At 73.0% G+C, this 17,579-nt stretch carries 17 protein-coding genes; 13 read left to right on the top strand and 4 right to left on the bottom strand.

The features are described from left to right. Positions 1-481 precede the first annotated feature (481 nt). From alr to ACWGJ2_RS27495, 4 genes are all read left to right on the top strand, one after another. On the top strand, positions 482-1,609 hold the full coding sequence (alr, locus tag ACWGJ2_RS27510) for an alanine racemase (protein WP_453348937.1): 1,128 nt from the start codon (positions 482-484) through the stop codon (positions 1,607-1,609). Positions 1,610-1,736: 127 nt separating this feature from the next. After that, complete coding sequence (locus ACWGJ2_RS27505; protein WP_453348936.1) at positions 1,737-3,206, top strand: alpha/beta fold hydrolase; 1,470 nt, start codon at positions 1,737-1,739, stop codon at positions 3,204-3,206. Then, positions 3,151-3,690 carry a tRNA (adenosine(37)-N6)-threonylcarbamoyltransferase complex ATPase subunit type 1 TsaE gene (gene tsaE / locus ACWGJ2_RS27500; RefSeq protein WP_453348929.1) on the top strand — a complete coding sequence of 180 codons (540 nt, stop codon included), beginning with the start codon at positions 3,151-3,153 and terminating at the stop codon, positions 3,688-3,690. The genes ACWGJ2_RS27505 and tsaE overlap by 56 nt, the downstream gene beginning before the upstream one ends. Before the next feature lie 177 nt (positions 3,691-3,867). Next, on the top strand, positions 3,868-4,089 hold the full coding sequence (locus tag ACWGJ2_RS27495; protein ID WP_453348928.1) for a hypothetical protein: 222 nt from the start codon (positions 3,868-3,870) through the stop codon (positions 4,087-4,089). A 70-nt stretch (positions 4,090-4,159) separates the two neighbouring features. Here ACWGJ2_RS27495 and ACWGJ2_RS27490 read toward each other — a convergent pair whose 3' ends face one another. Further along, positions 4,160-4,735: a L,D-transpeptidase gene (locus tag ACWGJ2_RS27490; RefSeq protein WP_453348927.1), complete on the bottom strand. Its 576-nt coding sequence runs from the start codon at positions 4,733-4,735 to the stop codon at positions 4,160-4,162. Positions 4,736-5,017: 282 nt separating this feature from the next. On the opposite strand from ACWGJ2_RS27490, the gene ACWGJ2_RS27485 reads away from it, so the two are divergent. The 7 genes from ACWGJ2_RS27485 (at position 5,018) to ACWGJ2_RS27455 (ending at position 12,129) form a co-directional block, all read left to right on the top strand. Then, positions 5,018-6,322 carry an LmeA family phospholipid-binding protein gene (locus ACWGJ2_RS27485; RefSeq protein WP_453348926.1) on the top strand — a complete coding sequence of 435 codons (1,305 nt, stop codon included), beginning with the start codon at positions 5,018-5,020 and terminating at the stop codon, positions 6,320-6,322. A 108-nt stretch (positions 6,323-6,430) separates the two neighbouring features. Continuing rightward, positions 6,431-7,096, top strand: coding sequence for a tRNA (adenosine(37)-N6)-threonylcarbamoyltransferase complex dimerization subunit type 1 TsaB (gene tsaB, locus ACWGJ2_RS27480; RefSeq protein WP_453348925.1), 666 nt, complete (start codon positions 6,431-6,433; stop codon positions 7,094-7,096). Positions 7,097-7,155: 59 nt separating this feature from the next. Then, complete coding sequence (rimI, locus tag ACWGJ2_RS27475; protein ID WP_453348935.1) at positions 7,156-7,737, top strand: ribosomal protein S18-alanine N-acetyltransferase; 582 nt, start codon at positions 7,156-7,158, stop codon at positions 7,735-7,737. Beyond that, a complete protein-coding gene (tsaD, locus tag ACWGJ2_RS27470) occupies positions 7,730-8,872 on the top strand; it encodes a tRNA (adenosine(37)-N6)-threonylcarbamoyltransferase complex transferase subunit TsaD (protein ID WP_453348924.1) in 1,143 nt (380 codons plus the stop codon). Before rimI ends, tsaD begins: the two co-directional genes overlap by 8 nt. Beyond that, positions 8,869-9,174 carry a hypothetical protein gene (locus ACWGJ2_RS27465; protein WP_453348923.1) on the top strand — a complete coding sequence of 102 codons (306 nt, stop codon included), beginning with the start codon at positions 8,869-8,871 and terminating at the stop codon, positions 9,172-9,174. The genes tsaD and ACWGJ2_RS27465 overlap by 4 nt, the downstream gene beginning before the upstream one ends. A gap of 75 nt (positions 9,175-9,249) precedes the next feature. Beyond that, positions 9,250-11,409 carry a hypothetical protein gene (locus tag ACWGJ2_RS27460; protein ID WP_453348922.1) on the top strand — a complete coding sequence of 720 codons (2,160 nt, stop codon included), beginning with the start codon at positions 9,250-9,252 and terminating at the stop codon, positions 11,407-11,409. A gap of 264 nt (positions 11,410-11,673) precedes the next feature. Continuing rightward, the gene (locus ACWGJ2_RS27455) at positions 11,674-12,129 is read left to right on the top strand and encodes a lamin tail domain-containing protein (protein ID WP_453348921.1); all 456 of its coding nucleotides are present in this window, start codon (positions 11,674-11,676) and stop codon (positions 12,127-12,129) included. Between the two features lie 48 nt (positions 12,130-12,177). On the opposite strand, the gene ACWGJ2_RS27450 is transcribed toward ACWGJ2_RS27455, so the two are convergent. Then, positions 12,178-13,425, bottom strand: coding sequence for a class I SAM-dependent methyltransferase (locus ACWGJ2_RS27450; RefSeq protein WP_453348920.1), 1,248 nt, complete (start codon positions 13,423-13,425; stop codon positions 12,178-12,180). 244 nt (positions 13,426-13,669) lie between these two features. Here ACWGJ2_RS27450 and groES point away from each other — a divergent pair, with 244 nt between their 5' ends. After that, positions 13,670-13,978 carry a co-chaperone GroES gene (groES, locus tag ACWGJ2_RS27445; RefSeq protein ID WP_114023449.1) on the top strand — a complete coding sequence of 103 codons (309 nt, stop codon included), beginning with the start codon at positions 13,670-13,672 and terminating at the stop codon, positions 13,976-13,978. A gap of 225 nt (positions 13,979-14,203) precedes the next feature. Then, positions 14,204-15,832 carry a chaperonin GroEL gene (gene groL / locus ACWGJ2_RS27440; RefSeq protein ID WP_453348919.1) on the top strand — a complete coding sequence of 543 codons (1,629 nt, stop codon included), beginning with the start codon at positions 14,204-14,206 and terminating at the stop codon, positions 15,830-15,832. Between the two features lie 122 nt (positions 15,833-15,954). On the opposite strand, the gene ACWGJ2_RS27435 is transcribed toward groL, so the two are convergent. Together ACWGJ2_RS27435 and ACWGJ2_RS27430 are read right to left on the bottom strand one after the other, a co-directional pair. Continuing rightward, positions 15,955-16,728 (bottom strand): SDR family NAD(P)-dependent oxidoreductase, encoded by a 774-nt coding sequence (locus ACWGJ2_RS27435; protein WP_453348918.1) that lies wholly within the window; start codon positions 16,726-16,728, stop codon positions 15,955-15,957. A gap of 132 nt (positions 16,729-16,860) precedes the next feature. Next, positions 16,861-17,517, bottom strand: a complete 657-nt coding sequence (locus ACWGJ2_RS27430) for an MOSC domain-containing protein (protein ID WP_453348917.1) — start codon at positions 17,515-17,517, stop codon at positions 16,861-16,863. Between the last annotated feature and the right edge of the window lie 62 nt (positions 17,518-17,579).

Raw genomic sequence — 17,579 nt, 5'->3', positions numbered from 1 at the left:
AGACGAACGACGGCAGAAAGCCGAAAACGAAAGCTTCACGCCGAGGAGACACCCCACCGCGGCACCGGACACCCCCCACCCACGCGCCCACAACCACGGCCGAAACCCGGAATCACGCGGCGCCAGCCGCATCGCACCGCAACCACACGCCGCGCCGAAGCCACACAGCCGCACCCGGAAACGGCGCTCCGCCCAGCGCAGCGTCCCGCGCCCCGTGCTGCGGCACAAAAATCAGCGCGGGACCCTACAGTGCGCACCACACCGGCGAACCGTCCCGCGCAACACCCCCGACGAACGGGCAACCCCCGTTTCCTTCCGCACCCCGCGAAGGGGACCCGTCCCGCGCAACACCCCCGTGAAGGCGATCCGGGGTCGCGGAGCGACCTGGGACACTGGGGATGTGACGTACCCGCTTCAGCCCGGCGCAGCCCCGGGCGCCGCACAGGCCGACGCGCAGGCCACGCCCCGGGCGCGCGCCGAGATCGATCTCGGCGCGGTCCGCTCCAACGTCCGCGCGCTCCGCGCCCGCGCGCCCCGCGCGGAGCTGATGGCCGTGGTCAAGTCGGACGCGTACGGTCACGGCGCCGTCCCCTGCGCCCGCGCGGCCCGCGAGGCGGGCGCCACCTGGCTGGGCACGGCCACCCCTGAGGAGGCGTTCGCGCTGCGCGCCGCAGGTGACACGGGCCGCCTGATGAGCTGGCTGTGGACACCGGGCGGGCCCTGGCGCGAGGCCATCGAGTCGGACATCGACGTCTCGGCGAGCGCCCACTGGGCGCTGGACGAGATCGTCGCCGCTGCCCGCGCCTGCGGCCGTACGGCACGCGTGCACCTCAAGGCCGACACGGGCCTCGGCCGCAACGGCTGCCAGCCCGCTGACTGGCCCGCACTCGTCGCCGCCGCCCGCGCGGCCGAGGCCGAGGGCGCGGTGAAGGTCACCGGCATCTGGTCGCACTTCGCGTGTGCCGACGAGCCGGGCCACCCCTCCATCGCGGCCCAGTTGGAGGTGTTCCACGAGGTGCTGGCCGTCGCCGAGCGGGCCGGTCTCGATCCGGAGGTGCGGCACCACGCGAACTCGCCCGCCACGCTGACGCTGCCCGAGTCGCACTTCGACCTCGTACGGACGGGCGTCTCCGTCTACGGGCTGTCCCCGTCGCCCGAGGTCGGCGTCGCCGCCGAGCTGGGGCTGCGCCCGGCGATGACGCTCTCCGGCTCGCTCGCGCTGGTCAAGCGGGTGCCGGGCGGCCACGGCATCTCCTACGGGCACCACTACCGCACCCCTGGCGAGACCACGCTCGCGCTCGTCCCGCTCGGCTACGCGGACGGCGTGCCGCGTCACGCGTCGGGCACCGGGCCTGTGCTGGTCGCGGGCAAGTGGCGGACGGTCGCGGGGCGGGTGGCCATGGACCAGTTCGTGGTGGACCTCGGGGGCGACGCGGCCGAGGCGGGCGACGAGGCCCTGCTGTTCGGCCCCGGTGACCACGGCGAGCCCACGGCCGAGGACTGGGCGCGGGCCGCGGGCACCATCTCGTACGAGATCGTTACGCGCGTCAGCGCCCGGGTACCCCGGGCGTATGTGAACGGGAGTGACAGCGGGAGCACGGGGGGCTGAGGGTTTGAGCGAGGGGGACGGTGCGGGCAGCACCAGGGAGGCGTCAGCGGCCGCCGCGAGAGCCATCGCGGCGATCGGCGCGGCCGACACGGTCGGTCGTCCCGGCGCCGCGGGAGCGGTCGGCACCGTGACACAGGGCGGCAGCGCGGCGGGCTCCGCCGGATGGGCGCGCCGCGCTGGCTTCGCGGGCGCGGCGATAGGCGTGGTCGCGGCGGGCGTCGCCGTCGAGCGGCTGACGATGCACCGCGCGGTGCGCCGCAGCGCGCGCCTGGCGCTGGACGCGGCAGGACCGTACGGCTCGCTGCGCGGCACGCCGGGCACGGCGTCGGCCGAGGACGGCACGGAGCTGTACTTCGAGACGGACGAGATCGAGGACCACACCGGTGACCCGCACGCGGACCCGGAGACGGTGCGCGCCGCGAAGGGGGGCGACGGCGCGGGCGGCCCGAGCGTCGGCCCCATCCGCATCGACGAGGCCGCGCTGATGCCGGTGCAGGTGCCGCCCGAGCCGCGCACCCCGCAGCGCAACAGGCTGCTGCGGCTGCTGAGCCGCCGCCGCAGGCCGTCGGACGAGGCGCCGGGCCGCGCGGGGGGCCGGGCGCCGCAGCGCCCGACGGTCGTCTTCTCGCACGGCTACTGCCTCAACCAGGACGTATGGCACTTCCAGCGCGCGGCCCTGCGCGGCGCCGTGCGCGCCGTGTACTGGGACCAGCGCAGCCACGGCCGCTCCGGCCGCGCGCCCGTGGGCGAGCCGGTCAGCATCGACCAGCTCGGCCGCGATCTGAAGGCCGTGCTGGACGCGGCGGTGCCCGAGGGCCCGATCGTTCTGGTGGGGCACTCGATGGGCGGGATGACGGTGATGGCGCTCGCCGACCAGTACCCGGAGTTCGTCGCGGAGCGCGTCGTCGGCGCCGCCTTCGTGGGCACGAGCGCGGGCGGGCTGAGCGAGGTCTCCTACGGGCTGCCGCTGCCCGCGCTGGGCGTGAAGGCCGTGCGGCGCGTGGTGCCGGGGGTGCTGAAGGCGCTGGTCGCGCAGACGGAGCTGGTGGAGCGGGGGCGCCGCGCGGCGGCCGACCTCTTCGCCGGGCTCGTCAAGCGGTACTCCTTCGGCAGCGCCCGCGATATAGACCCCGGGGTGGCGCGGTTCGCCGAGCGGCTGATCGAGTCGGTGCCGATCGACGTCGTGGCCGAGTTCTACCCGGCCTTCGAGGCGCACGAGAAGACGACGGCGCTCGCCGCGTTCGACGGGCGCCCCGCGCTCGTCCTCGCGGGGGACCGCGATCTGCTCACCCCGCACGCGCACAGCGAGGCCATCGCGGCGGCGCTGCCCGCCGCGGAGCTGGTGATCCTGGAGCGGACGGGACACCTGGCGATGCTGGAGCGTCCTGAGACGGTCAACGAACACGTCGCGGAGCTGCTGACGCGTACCATCCGGACGCATGGGCAAGGAAGCACCACAGCACCCCACAACGGACCTCACGACGGCTCCCCCGACCGGTCCGGCGACCGGCGCGGAGTCCACGGCGGCCACGACGGTCACCGTGCCGCACGGACCGGCTCCGCGCAGCGCGCTCACCGTCGCCGCTCCGACTCCTGAGCGCACCCGCGACCTCGGCCGGGCCCTGGCCAAGCTGCTGCGGCCCGGCGATCTCGTGCTCCTCACGGGTGAACTGGGCGCGGGCAAGACGACGTTGACGCGCGGCCTCGGCGAAGGACTCGGCGTGCGCGGGGCCGTCACCTCGCCGACGTTCGTCATCGCGCGCGTCCATCCCCCGCTGGGCGAGGGCCCGCCGCTGGTGCACGTGGACGCGTACCGGCTGGGCGGCGGCCTGGAGGAGATGGAGGACCTCGACCTGGACGTGTCGCTGCCGGAGTCGGTGGTGGTCGTGGAGTGGGGCGAGGGCAAGGTCGAGGAGCTGTCGGAGGACCGGCTGCACGTCGTCATCGACCGCGCGGTGGGCACGGACACGGACGCGGGTGACCCCGCCGACGCCGACGCCGATGACGCCGACGCGCGCACCCTCACCTTCGCGGGCTTCGGCGAGCGCTGGGCGGACGAGGACTTCTCCGTCCTGGCGTGAGCCCTGGCGCGGGCTCCGGTGCGGGCTCCGGACGGTGCCCCGGCCGGGCGTGACCAGATTCCCGACAGGTTGTCGGGAAGATGTTGCGCGCGCGGCCGGGGCCATGGTCAGATGGAGGCCGAGACGTGGTTAGGTCTGCCTAACCACGCCCGCACCAGGAGCCCCCGGGAGGGACCCATGACGGCCCACGACCGCGAGCAGAAGCAGGGCATGCCTTCGATGCGCGAGCTGCTGGCCTCCTGTGCCGCCGCGGACGCGGTGTCGCAGCCGCCGTCGGCCCCGGCCGACGCACCGGCCCGCACGGACCGTCCCGCGCCCACATCCGCGTCCGCGCCCGTTTCCGTCCCCGCCGCGACGCCGCCCGTGCCGGACCAGCGCCCTGGCCGGGACGCGGCCTGACGTGGCCTGAGCCGGTTCGACAAGGGGTTCGAGCAAGGGGGAGTGGCGGACGGACGCGCCGGACGCCCGGTCAGTCGACGACGACGACCTTCGTGCCGATCGGCGCGAACAGCCACAGCGCCTCGCCGTCCTTGCGCTGCTCCCTGATGCCGCCGGTCTTCCGCGCCGGGTCGGCCTTCGGCGTCGAACCGTCGAGCGCCGCGCTGAACCCGATCGTCGTGTTGCCGACGGTCGTGAAGCGCACCACGTTCTCGACCGGAACGCCGTCGGAGCCCGTGATGTGTGACGAACGCGACGTCACCTTGTAGGTGCCCGGTGCCGGGTGGACCGAGCTGGGCTCGACCTCGTACGTGCGGCTGACCTTGTCGCCCTTGCCGACGAGCCAGACGCGCTCGCTGTCGAGGGAGTAGACGACCCGGGTGCCCGTGCCCGAGCGGGCGGGAAGCGCGTCGTCGGGACGCTCCTTCTCGGACGTGCCGGAGGAGGCGCCGGGGGAGGGGGAGCCGGAGGCGCCCGGCTCGCGGGCCTGCGACTCGGCGCGGTCCTGGGCGGCGTTGGCCTGGAAGGCGAAGAAGCCGATGACGGCGAGCGCCGCCGCCGTCAGACCGGCCACGACCGCTCCCGCGCTGCTGCCGCTGCGTGCCACCGTGCGCCGCCACCTCTCGTGATGTCCGCGTGTGTGCCCGGTCCTTCGCCCGGACTCTCCCGCCCGGACTCTTTCGCCCGGACTTCCGCCGTCCGGACTGATCATCGGGGCCGTACGCCGTTGACGGTAGCAGCCGGGCACGGAGATCAGGACAGACCATGCCTGCCGTGCCCGAGAGCGATCGTTCGGGAGAGGAAGTACTTGGAGTAAGCGGCGCCCCTGTGTTCGCATAAGGCGATGACCCCCCACGGCTCATCGACAAGTTCTACACGTCGCATACCAGTGGCACGGAATCCTTACGAGGAGTTGGCCTCCCCCGACGCGCCGGCGCCCCCGCCGTCGGCCGCTCCCAACCCGTACGACGCGCTCGCCGCCGACCCGGACCCCGCCGAAGGCCCCGCCCCCCACGGTGCCGCCCCCCACGGTGCCACCCCCCACGGCGGCACCGCTCCCCACGGCGGCACCGGCGACGACGGACCCCTCGGCTTCACGCTCCGCTCCGACTACGACGAGCGCGAGTACGAGGACCGGATGCCGTACCTGCGTGCCGTGCGCAGGCGGCGGCGCTCGCGCATCAGGACCAGCCTCAAGATCGGCATCGCGCTCGCCGTGCTGCTCGCCTTCCTCGGCGTCGGCGACCGCTGGGCCGTGCTGTACGCGGAGAACAAGGCGGCCGAGAAGGTCCAGGGCGCGCTGAAGCTGCACGCCGAGCCCGAGGTGCACATCAACGGCTTCCCGTTCCTGACGCAGCTCGCGTCGGAGCGCCTGGACGACGTGGACATCACCATCCCCGACATGCCGGCCGGCCGGGTCTCGGTCGCGCAGGTGAAGGGGTCGGTGAACGACGTACGGATCGTCGGCGACGCGCCCACCTCCATCAAGGGCGCGGTGCTGGGGCAGATGCGCGGACACGTCCTGCTCGACTTCGACGACCTGGACCGCGAACTGGGCACCTCGCAGGTCCGCTTCACGGCGGGCGGCAGGAACACCGTCATGGCCGACGGCAAGCTGCCCGTCGCCGGTACGGAGGTCAAGGTGCGGGCGCGGGCGCACCTGGAGCGCACCAGCGACCACGGCATCGGGACGACGGTCGACGACATGCGCCTGGAGGTGCCGAAGCTCTTCTCCTACACCCCGGGCGAGCGGGGCGGCCTCCAGCTCTCGCGGCCCCTGGCCAAGCGCATCCAGCACGACGCGGCCAAGGCCAAGGCGCTCTTCGGCGTCGGCTCCATCGCCAAACGCTTCGGGCTCACCCCGGAGCGGGCGGCGCAGGTGCGGCAGAGCGAGGACAAGCTGCACGAGGTGACCGGCACCCCGAAGTTCGTCGACAAGATGATGAAGGTCAACATGCTCGACGTGCTCATGGAGCACCCCGAGCTGCTGAAGAAGATCGGCATCGACCCGTCGCTGATCGAGGGGCTCAAGAAGATCGAGGAGCCGAAGCTGGCGGACAAGCTCTCCCTCTCGCAGAAGCTCCCCGACATGCCGGGCGATGTACGGCTGACGGGCATCTCGGTGGCCAAGGACGGCATCAGGGCCGATCTGGAGGGCGTGGACGTGCCGTTCGGCGAGACCGCGAAGAAATAGAAGAAGCAGCGGGGCGGGGGTGGGGGCGGCTGCGCGCGGGGGTCACCCGATCGGGCCGTGGTCGCCACCCCCGCGCATGCCGGCCCCCGCCCGCCGTAGGCTGGCCGTGTGCTGCTGCTCGCTCTTGACACCGCAACCCCGGCCGTCACCGTCGCCCTCCACGACGCCGACGGCGACCGCACCCTCGCCGCCTCCCACCAGGTGGACGCCAGGCGGCACGGCGAACTGCTGCTCCCGGCCGTCGACCGCGTGCTGACAGAGGCGGGCCACGTGCTGCGGGACGTCTCCGGCATCGTCGTCGGCGTCGGCCCGGGCCCGTACACAGGGCTGCGCGTCGGCCTCGCCACGGCCGAGGTCTTCGGCTCGGCGCTCGGCATCCCCGTCCACGGGCTGTGCACGCTGGACGGCATCGCCTACGCCTCCGGGCTCGACGTCCCCTTCGTCGTCGCCACGGACGCCCGCCGCAAGGAGGTCTACTGGGCGCGGTACGCCGACGCGCGCACCCGACTGGACGAGCCCGGCGTCGAGCGCCCCGCCGCGCTCCCTGACGAGGTGACACGGCTGCCCGCCGTGGGCGCGGGCGCCGTGTTGTACGAGGACGTCTTCCAGGGCGTGTGCAAGGACCTGCCCGCCGAGCAGTCGGCGCCCGCGCTGGCCCGGCTCGCGGCGGAGAAGCTCGCGCGCGGCGAGGACTTCCCGCCGCCCCGCCCCCTCTATCTGCGCCGCCCGGACGCGCAGGTCCCCGCCAGCTACAAGGTGGTCACCCCGAAGTGACGGTGGACGGTGGCGCGCGCCCGACGGGCGTGACGGACCCGAAGGCCCCGACGGACCCGATGGGCGCGGGGGCCGGTGGTGTGCGGCTGCGCGAGATGCGCTGGTGGGACATCGACGACGTGCTCGCGCTGGAGCGCGCGCTCTTCCCGGACGACGCGTGGTCGGCGGGCATGTTCTGGTCGGAGCTGGCGCACGCGCGCGGCCCGTACGCGACCCGCCGCTATCTCGTCGCCGTCGATCCCGAAGCGCCCCAGGGCGCGCACGGCACGGACGGCATCGTCGGCTACGGAGGCTTCGCCGCCGTCGACGGCACGGGCGACGTGCAGACCATCGGCGTCCTCCCCTCCCACCAGGGCACCGGGCTCGGCGCGCGGCTGCTGGGCGAGCTGATCTCGGCCGCCACGGACTTCGAGTGCCACGAGGTGCTGCTGGAGGTCCGGGTGGACAACGCGCGGGCCCAGCGGCTCTACGAACGCTTCGGGTTCGCCCCCATCGGCTTCCGGCGCGGCTACTACCAGCCGGGCAACGTCGACGCGCTCGTCATGCGCCTCGGCCTCACCGCCGACACCACGGGCGTGCCACCGGCCGACCCCGGCCCCGATTCCGACCCCTCCTCCCAAGGAACACAGATCCATGGCTGACGAACCCCTCGTCCTCGGTATCGAGACGTCCTGCGACGAGACCGGTGTCGGCATCGTCCGCGGGCACACCCTCCTGGCCGACGCGATCGCCTCCAGCGTGGACGAGCACGCGCGCTACGGCGGCGTCGTCCCCGAGGTCGCGAGCCGCGCGCACCTGGAGGCCATGGTCCCCACCATCGAGCGGGCGCTGCGCGAGGCGGGCGTCTCGCCCCGCGACCTCGACGGCATCGCCGTCACGGCCGGGCCCGGACTCGCCGGGGCACTGCTCGTGGGCGTCTCGGCGGCGAAGGCGTACGCCTACGCGCTGGGCAAGCCGCTCTACGGCGTCAACCACCTGGCATCCCACATCTGCGTGGACCAGCTGGAGCACGGCGCGCTGCCCGAGCCGACGATGGCGCTCCTCGTCTCAGGCGGGCACTCCTCGCTGCTCCTCGCGCCGGACATCACCTCCGACGTGCGGCCCCTCGGCTCGACGATCGACGACGCGGCGGGCGAGGCGTTCGACAAGGTGGCCCGCGTGCTCAACCTGGGCTTCCCCGGCGGCCCGGTCATCGACAAGTACGCGCGCGAGGGCGACCCCCGGGCCATCGCCTTCCCGCGCGGCCTCACGGGGCCGCGCGACGCCCCGTACGACTTCTCCTTCTCCGGCCTCAAGACGGCCGTCGCACGCTGGATCGAGGCGAAGCGCGCTGCGGGCGAGGAGGTGCCGGTGCGGGACGTGTCCGCCTCCTTCCAGGAAGCCGTCACGGACGTGCTCACCCGCAAGGCCATCCGCGCCTGCAAGGACGAGGGCGTGGACCACCTCATGATCGGCGGCGGGGTCGCGGCGAACTCGCGGCTGCGCGCCATGGCGGAGGAGCGCTGCGCCGACGCGGGCATCACGCTCCGCGTGCCGCGTCCCAAGCTGTGCACCGACAACGGCGCGATGGTCGCGGCGCTCGGCGCGGAGATGGTGGCCCGCAACCGCGCCGCCTCCGACTGGGACCTCCCCGCCGACTCCTCCCTGCCGGTGACCGACCCCCATGTGCCGGGACGCGGCGACGGCCAGGGGCACGGGCACGGGGATGACCACGGCCACGGCCACGACCATGACCACGTGCACGAGCTGAGCCGGAAGAACCTGTACTCCTCATGACCGTCGCACTGATGTGGGAGGCCAAGGCCACCCCGGGCCACGGCCCCGACCTGCTGGCCTGGACCCGTACCCACGCCCCCGCCCACGACCACGACAGCCCACCGGGCCCCGAGCCGCTGCGCCGCGAGACGTTCACGGCTCCGGGGGACCGCGTCCTGGTCATCACCTGGTGGGACGCGCCCTACGACGCCGAGCTGCCCGAACTCCCGGACCCGCCCCCGGAGTTCGCGGCGCGCCCGGTCCACCGCTGGCGCTTCGAACGCGCGGAGGACCCGGTGGAGGGCGAGGACCGGGCACGCTGAGCGGACCTGCCCTTCGGTCCCGGTGACCGCCCCGGCAGGATGGGGCGGTCACACGCACGCACGGGGGGAGTCGTCATGCGCGGTACGCCATCGCCATCGGTGGAGCGCGTCGCGGTGGCCGTCCGTGCGGCCTTCGCCGCCTTCGTCGTCTGCTTCGCGCTCGTCGCTCCCGCTGTTCCGGCGGCGCCCGCCGTCGCGTCCGAGCACGAGGCGGCGCACCGTACCCCCGCGAGCCAGGCCGGGTACCTCGCCGAGCGGCTGCGCGAGGACCCCGTCTACGTCTCCGACCAGGTGCCCCGCACCGCACCGCGTTCCTCGGTGCCTGAGTTCGCGCGGCAGGCCCGGCGAACGGGCGTGCCCACCTACGTGATCCTGCTGCCGGGCGAGAGCCTCGGCAGGTCCGGGGAACGGCTGCTGGAACAGGTCCACGACAGGCTCGGCCGCGACGGACTCTACGTCTTCGTCGACGACACGGGCATCGGCGGCGCGGCCCTCGCCTTCGGCGTCGACGTCCCCGCCGCGCAGGCGATGCGTGCCGCCTTCTACGAACTCCCGGCCGACGCGGGCCCGCTCACCTCCTTCACCCGCTTCGTGGACGTGCTCGGGGCGGGAGAGAAGGAGGCGGCCCGGCGGGCCGAGGCGGCGGCGGAGGAGTACGAGGACGAGGGCGAGCCCGAAGGGCTCCACATCTCGGAGGCCGACCGCGAGAACCAGAGCGTCCTCACCGGCGGACTGCTCCTGGGAGTGCCCCTGTCCGTCCTGCTGCTCGGCCGGTACGTCCACCGCAGGCGAGCCCGCCGCCGGGCGGAGACGGGGGAGGAACCCGGCGCGACGGCGAAGGGTGCCACGGGTACCGAGGGGCGCGTAGGAGCCCGGGGGCGCGTGGGGCCGCTGTCCGTGCCCCTGGTGGCGGTGCCCCTCGCGGCCCTGTCGGCCCTGGCCATCGGCCTCGGCGCGCCCCTCGTCTTCGACCAGACCCGGTCCAGCGGTGACCCCCTCCCCGGCGCCCGTGACCTCGGTGCCCGCGTCGGCCGGGTCGCCGAGGCGCTGCGCGACGACCCCGTCTACGCCGACCCGGAGTCGGCGCACGGCCTGACCCTGCGTCAACTGGACGCGCTCGGCGAGCGGATCGACGGGCTCGGCGTGCCGGTGCGCGTGGCGGTCGTGCCGAGCACACCCGAGGACGAGTCGGGCGGCGACAGCGCGCTCCTCGCCGGGAAGCTGCACGAGGCGCTGGACGAGGAGGGCGTCTATGTCGTCGCGGGACCGTCCGGTGACGCGTACGAGGTCGTCAACTACGGCGCCGGGCTGGACGACGAGGAGCTGTACGCGTACACCGAGTCCATCGACCAGGGCGATGGCGCGAACGCGAAGAAGCCCGGGCTCTACGACGGGCTCGACGCGCTGCTCACCCACATCGATGAAACCCGTTCCGGCCCGCCGGGTGAGCCCCGCGTCGATCCGGTCCCGGCGGAGGACCCCGTCGCGCAGGAGGCGCTGCCAGCCCTGTACTCGGGCGCGTTCTGGGGCGGCCTGGCGCTGGGGCCCGTCGGCGCCCTCGCGGCGCTCGGTCTGACGGCGGCGGCGTTCGCCGCGGCCGGGCACATACGGCGCCGGCGCTCAGGAGGGGCCAGGCCGGGCCCGGGCGAGGCGATGAGCGCGCCCGCACTGCCCGGCACCGGCTGGCTCCGCAGGACCGCGCGCCGCGAACGCGACTGGCTGGAGGCGGGCTTCGCGCGCGCCGGCGGCGAACTGCCCGAGGCCGCACGCACCCGCGTCCGGTCGTGCCTGGACACGGCGGCCCTCCTCCTCGGCCGGGAGGGAGGAGAGCAGCACGGACCTGACCAGGATCCGCCGACCCTCGCGACGGCCCTCGCCCTGCTGCGCGCCGGACGGGCGGTCCTCGACGCGGGGCACGGACAGACCGTGAGCGCCACCCTGTGCGCGCTCAACCCGCTGCACGGCCCCGCCACCGCGAGCGGCAGATTCGCCCACCCCGACGACACCAGCCCCCGCAACCGGCCGGTGTGCTCGTCCTGCCACGAGGCGCTGGCCGACCCCGTCAAGTCGCTGACGGCGCCCGTGGACCGGCTGCTGCGGCTGCGCGAGGAGCGGTCAGGGCCCTTCGTGCCCTTCGACCGGCTGTCCGGTTCTCTCGGCGCGGCGTCCAGCGCGGGCGCGGTCTCCGTCGACCGGCTCGTCGATCAGGTGAGGGAGAGCCTGGCCGTCCACTGACACCTGGCGGGGCGCGCATCGCTTCTCCTCGCGCCCCGTTTTCACCTCAGCGAGCCCACACGAACGGAACGGGCCCGCGACTTCACCCGGACGAGTGAGGCAGGGGAGTGCCGGGGAGTGCCCGGGAGCACGTCGAGAAGGCGGAGGGCGTCGGTACGGATGTGACCGATTCTCCGTAAGTGTGCGGACACAGGGGATGTTGCGGCTTAAAGTATCGATCCTGCCCGGTGTGCGAAGCCGGGCCGTGTCCTAGGGGGGACCACCATGAAGATCCGGCATGCCCTGATACCGGCGGCGGCGGCGGGGGCCGCCGCCGTGCTCGCGCTCACGCTCGCCGCGCCCGCGCAGGCGGCCTCGGCCGTCCAGTTCCGCTACTTCCGCTACGACTCGCCAGGCAGCGACAGGGGCGGCAACTCCAGCGTCAACGCCGAGTACTTCACCCTGAAGAACGTCTCCAGCCGGAGCGTCAGCCTCAAGGGCTACACGGTGAAGGACAGCGCGGGCTACAAGTACACCTTCGGCACCTTCACCCTGAAGTCCGGCAAGAGCGTCCGCGTGCACACGGGCAAGGGCACCAACAAGAGCACCGACCGCTACTGGGGCCGTAGCTGGTACGTGTGGAACAACAGCGGGGACAAGGCCACGCTGCGCTCCGCCTCCGGCAGCTCCCTGGACACCTGCTCGTGGAGCCGCACGGGGAGCGGCTACAAGAACTGCTGAGCCCGACGGCCGCGCACGCCGCGCACGCCGCGCACGCCGCGCACGCGCTCACGCCGCCCGTGTCGCCGGGTGCCCCAGCAGCGTCATCGGGGCACCCGCGACCCGGGTGAGGAAGACTGTGCAGGCGTGCGGACCCTCGGGCTTCAGCTTCCGGCGGAGTTCCTCGGGCTCGACGGCGGAGCCCCGTTTCTTCACGGTGACCACGCCCACCCCGCGCTCCCGCAGCAGGGCGCGCAGCTTCTTGACGTTGAAGGGCAGCACGTCGGTGATCTCGTAGGCGGTCGCGTACGGCGTCGGGACCAGCGCGTCGGACGTCACATACGCGATCGTCGGATCGAGGAGACGGCCTTCGACCCGTGCCGCGACCTCGGAGACCAGGTGCGCCCTGATCACGGCGCCGTCCGGCTCGTACAGATAGCGCCCGACGTCCCCGGGCTCCGGGTCGGGGAGCCCGGTCCCCGTCAGGGTGTCCCCGCCGGGCAGCAGCGTCGCCCGGACGAGACCGTCCTCCACCCCCGCGCCGAACCAGAGCACGGCCTCCTTCACATCGCCGCCGTCCGAGATCCACTCGGCCTCGGCGTCGGACGGTACGACCTCGTGCGGGATGCCGGGCGCGACCTTGAGCGCCGCGTGCGAGACGCGACGGGTGACCTCGACGGCCCAGCTCAGCGGGGGCGAGTACGCCTCGGGATCGAAGATACGGGCCCCGCCGCGCCCCGGCCCGCCGCCCTTCCCGGAGCCGCTCCGTCCGCCCTGTCCGCCCCGTCCCGAGCCGCGCCGCGCGGGGTCGACGAAGACCGCGTCGTACCCCGAGATGTCGGTCTCGGTCACGTCCTCGCACCGCACCTCGATGCGGTCGGCCAGCCCCAGGGCCTCGGCGTTGGCCCTGGCCACCGCGCAGGTCAGCGGGTCCCGGTCCACGGCCAGCACCGACACCCCGGCGCGGGCCAGCGCGAGCGCGTCGCCGCCGACGCCCGAGCAGAGGTCGGCCAGCCGCCGCACGCCCAGTTCCCCGGTCAAGCGGCGGGCCCGGTGCGCCGCGACGGTCGCGCGGGTCGACTGCTCCAGGCCGTTGGGCGTGAAGTACATCCGCGCCGCGTCCTCGGTACCGAACTTCGCCACGGCGCGCTGCCGCAGCCGCGCCTGCGCGAGCGCTGCGGAGACCAGTTCGGCGGGGTGGTCGCGGCGCAGCCTCGTCGCGACGGAGAGTTCGTGCGCCGGGTCGAAGTCGCGCAGCCCGGCGAGGAGGGACTGCCCCTCGTCGCCCAGGAGCCGGGAGAAAGCGTCAAGATCCACGCCCCCATTCTCCCTGGCGGAATTCCCTTGCCACGTCCCGGCGCCGACGGGGGGCGCGGGCGGCTCGCTGGCACTCTGGTTGACGGAGTGCTAACCGCGGCATAATCTCAACCCTGGCACTCTCCCCTGGTGAGTGCCAGCTAGTCGCGACAGGCAGATCCGGCACCCGCGACGACGGATCTACCAGGTCGCCACCCCAGACATATGACCCCGTGATGAGATCTCCGAAGGGGGAGGTCGGATCGTGACGACCGCCAGCTCCAAGGTTGCCATCAAGCCGCTTGAGGACCGCATTGTGGTCCAGCCGCTCGACGCTGAAGAGACCACGGCCTCTGGCCTGGTCATCCCGGACACCGCGAAGGAGAAGCCCCAGGAGGGCACCGTCCTTGCCGTGGGCCCGGGCCGCTTCGAGGACGGCAACCGCCTGCCGCTCGACGTCAAGGTCGGCGACATCGTGCTGTACAGCAAGTACGGCGGTACCGAGGTGAAGTACAGCGGCGAGGACTACCTCGTCCTCTCGGCTCGCGACGTTCTCGCGATCGTCGAGAAGTAATTCACCTGTAAGGCCACCGGCCATGGGCCCAGGCCCGACGGCCGTCGGCCCGAAGCGGTCATCGAGGCTTTCCGAAGCCGCGAAGCCGGAATATTGCTTCTGACCCGCGCCCTGGTTCCCGCATCCGAATACGAGATGGCCGGGGCCAGGGCGCGGTTCGTCTGAGCGATGGCGGCTGCCGTGTCCGGCGGCCGAGGATCGCAACGAAAGGACTTAACAGCTCCCATGGCGAAGATCCTGAAGTTCGACGAGGACGCCCGTCGCGCCCTTGAGCGCGGCGTGAACAGCCTTGCCGACACGGTCAAGGTCACCATCGGCCCCAAGGGCCGCAACGTCGTTATCGACAAGAAGTTCGGCGCCCCGACCATCACCAACGACGGCGTGACCATCGCCCGTGAGGTCGAGGTCGAGGACCCCTACGAGAACCTCGGCGCCCAGCTCGTGAAGGAGGTGGCGACCAAGACCAACGACATCGCGGGTGACGGCACCACCACCGCCACCGTGCTCGCCCAGGCGCTCGTACGCGAGGGCCTGCGCAACGTCGCCGCCGGTGCCTCCCCGGCCGCCCTGAAGAAGGGCATCGACGCCGCCGTCAAGGCCGTCTCCGACGACCTGCTGGCCTCGGCCCAGCCGATCGACTCCAAGGAGGACATCGCCGCTGTCGCCGGTCTGTCCGCCCAGGACAAGCAGGTCGGCGAGCTGATCGCCGAGGCGATGGACAAGGTCGGCAAGGACGGTGTCATCACCGTCGAGGAGTCGCAGACCTTCGGTCTTGAGCTGGACTTCACCGAGGGCATGGCCTTCGACAAGGGCTACCTCTCGCCCTACATGGTCACCGACCAGGAGCGTATGGAGGCCGTCCTCGACGACCCGTACATCCTGATCCACCAGGGCAAGATCGGGTCCATCCAGGACCTGCTGCCGCTGCTGGAGAAGATCATGCAGGCCGGTGGCTCCAAGCCGCTGCTGATCATCGCCGAGGACGTCGAGGGCGAGGCCCTGTCCACGCTCGTCGTCAACAAGATCCGCGGCACCTTCAACGCCGTCGCCGTGAAGGCCCCCGGCTTCGGCGACCGCCGCAAGGCGATGCTGGGCGACATGGCGACGCTGACCGGCGCCACGGTCATCGCCGAAGAGGTCGGCCTCAAGCTCGACCAGGCCGGTCTCGACGTGCTGGGCACGGCCCGCCGCGTCACCATCACCAAGGACGACACCACCATCGTCGACGGTGCTGGCAAGGGCGAGGACGTCCAGGCGCGCGTCGCCCAGATCAAGGCCGAGATCGAGTCCACGGACTCGGACTGGGACCGCGAGAAGCTCCAGGAGCGCCTGGCCAAGCTGGCCGGCGGCGTGTGCGTCATCCGCGTCGGCGCGGCCACCGAGGTCGAGCTGAAGGAGAAGAAGCACCGCCTGGAGGACGCCATCTCCGCAACGCGCGCCGCCGTCGAGGAGGGCATCGTCTCCGGTGGCGGCTCCGCGCTCGTCCACGCCGCGAAGGTGCTGGAGGGCTCGCTCGGCAAGGCCGACGACGAGGCCACCGGTGTCGCCGTGGTCCGCCGCGCCGTCGTCGAGCCGCTGCGCTGGATCGCCGAGAACGCGGGCCTCGAGGGCTACGTCATCACCTCGAAGGTCGCCGAGCTGGAGAAGACCCAGGGCTTCAACGCCGCGACGGGCGAGTACGGCGACCTGATCAAGGCCGGCGTCATCGACCCGGTGAAGGTCACCCGCTCGGCGCTGGAGAACGCCGCGTCGATCGCCTCGCTGCTGCTCACGACCGAGACCCTGGTCGTCGAGAAGCCCGCCGAGGAGGACGAGGCCGCCGCGGGCGGTCACGGCCACGGTCACTCGCACTGACGCGCGGGGCCCGTACCTCCCGTACGGCTCATCCGCGCTGAGGCCCGGCGCCCCGAGAGGGGTGCCGGGCCTCACGCGTGCGCGCGGCGGTTCGCGTGCGGGGCCGCTGCGTCACTCGTGCGTCACTGCGGCCCGTAGCGGCGCCCCGTCGTCGAGGAGACCCGCGAGAGCACCCCGCGCGGCACCAGCTTCGAGGCGCCCATGAGGGCCTTGTAGCGGGGATCGGGGATGGACAGCGGCTTGCCGCGCGCCAGGTCCTTCATCGCCGCGTCCACCAGCTTGTCCGCGTCGAGCCACATCCAGGACGGGATGTTGCCGGTGTCCATCCCGGCGCGCTCGTGGAACTCCGTACGCACGAAGCCCGGACACAGCGCCATCAGCCGCACGCCCGAGCCCGCCAGGTCCTTCGCCGCGCCCTGCGTGAACTGCACGACCCACGCCTTGCTCGCCCCGTACGTGCCCCGGGGCACGAAGGCGGCGACCGAGGCGACGTTGACGACCCCGCCCCTGCGCCGCTCGCGCATGCTCGTCGCAGCCGCCGACGTCAGCCGCAGCACCGCCTCGCAGTGCACCTTCAGCATCGTCAGCTCGTCCGCCATGGAGACGTCGAGATAGCGCCCCTTGTTGCCGAACCCCGCGTTGTTGATGAGCAGGTCGACCGGGTGCTCCGTATCCCCGAGGCGCGCCTCGACGGACGCGATGCCCGCCTCCGTGGCGAGATCGGCGCTGAGGACCGACGCCTCGATGCCGTGCCGGTCGTGCAGCTCCGTCGCCTGCCGCCGGAGCCGCTCGGTGTCCCGGGCGACCAGCACCAGGTTGTGTCCGTCCCGTGCGAGCCGCCGCGCGAAGGCGGCCCCGATACCGGCTGTCGCTCCCGTGATCAACGCAGTCGTCATGGGGCGAACGCTATCCGTCACGCGCGGCGAACGGTCACCGGCCATCCGCGATACGGACAGAAACGGTCCTCGACCCGGACAGGAGCGGTTCCTGGTCCGGGCAGGATCAGTCCCCGGCGGGCGGCGGCTCCGTCAGCCGATGCGCTTGACGGCGATCTCGCGCACCTCGGGGTCCAGCGCTTCTCCGGCCGCAAGGACGCGCGGCAGCAGCTCGGACTCCCTGGTCACGGCCCGGAAGAGGAAGCTGACGGTGACCTCGTGCTCCGGACGGTGGACGATCTCCACGGCGTCACCCGCACGCACCTCACCGGGCTCGATCACCCGCAGATACGCACCCGGCGCCGCCTTCTCCGTGAACCGCTTCACCCACCCCCGCTCGCCGAGCCAGCCCGCGAACGTACGGCAGGGGATGCGCGCCGAATCGACCTCCAGCACCAGATCGGGCCCGACGCGCCAGCGCTCTCCGATCAGAGCACCGCTCACATCCAGGCCCGTGGTGGTGAAGTTCTCCCCGAAGGCACCGTTGGCGAGATCGCGGCCCAGCTCACGGCCCCACGCGTCCAGATCCTCGCGCGCGTAGGCGTACACCGCCTGAACGTCACCCCCGTGATGCCGCTTGTCCCCGATCGTGTCCCCGGCGAGCCCGCTCCCGCCGACCCCCTTGGGGCCCGGCGCGGCGACGGCCACCGCGCCCTCGGCCGGACGCTTGTCGATTCCGGTCAGATTCCCCTCGGCGTCGGTGTACTCCGCGCGCAGCGGCTTGCCGACGTTCACTGAGAGCAGCTTCATGACGCCAGGCTAAGGCGCCCGTCCCCAAGCTCCGAACGGATTTTTCCCGCTCCACCCAAGGC

The sequence above is a fragment of the Streptomyces sp. NPDC054796 genome (assembly GCF_053611545.1).
The sequence above is the reverse complement of the archived record's forward strand: the minus strand, read 5'-3'. Positions and strand labels throughout refer to the sequence as shown.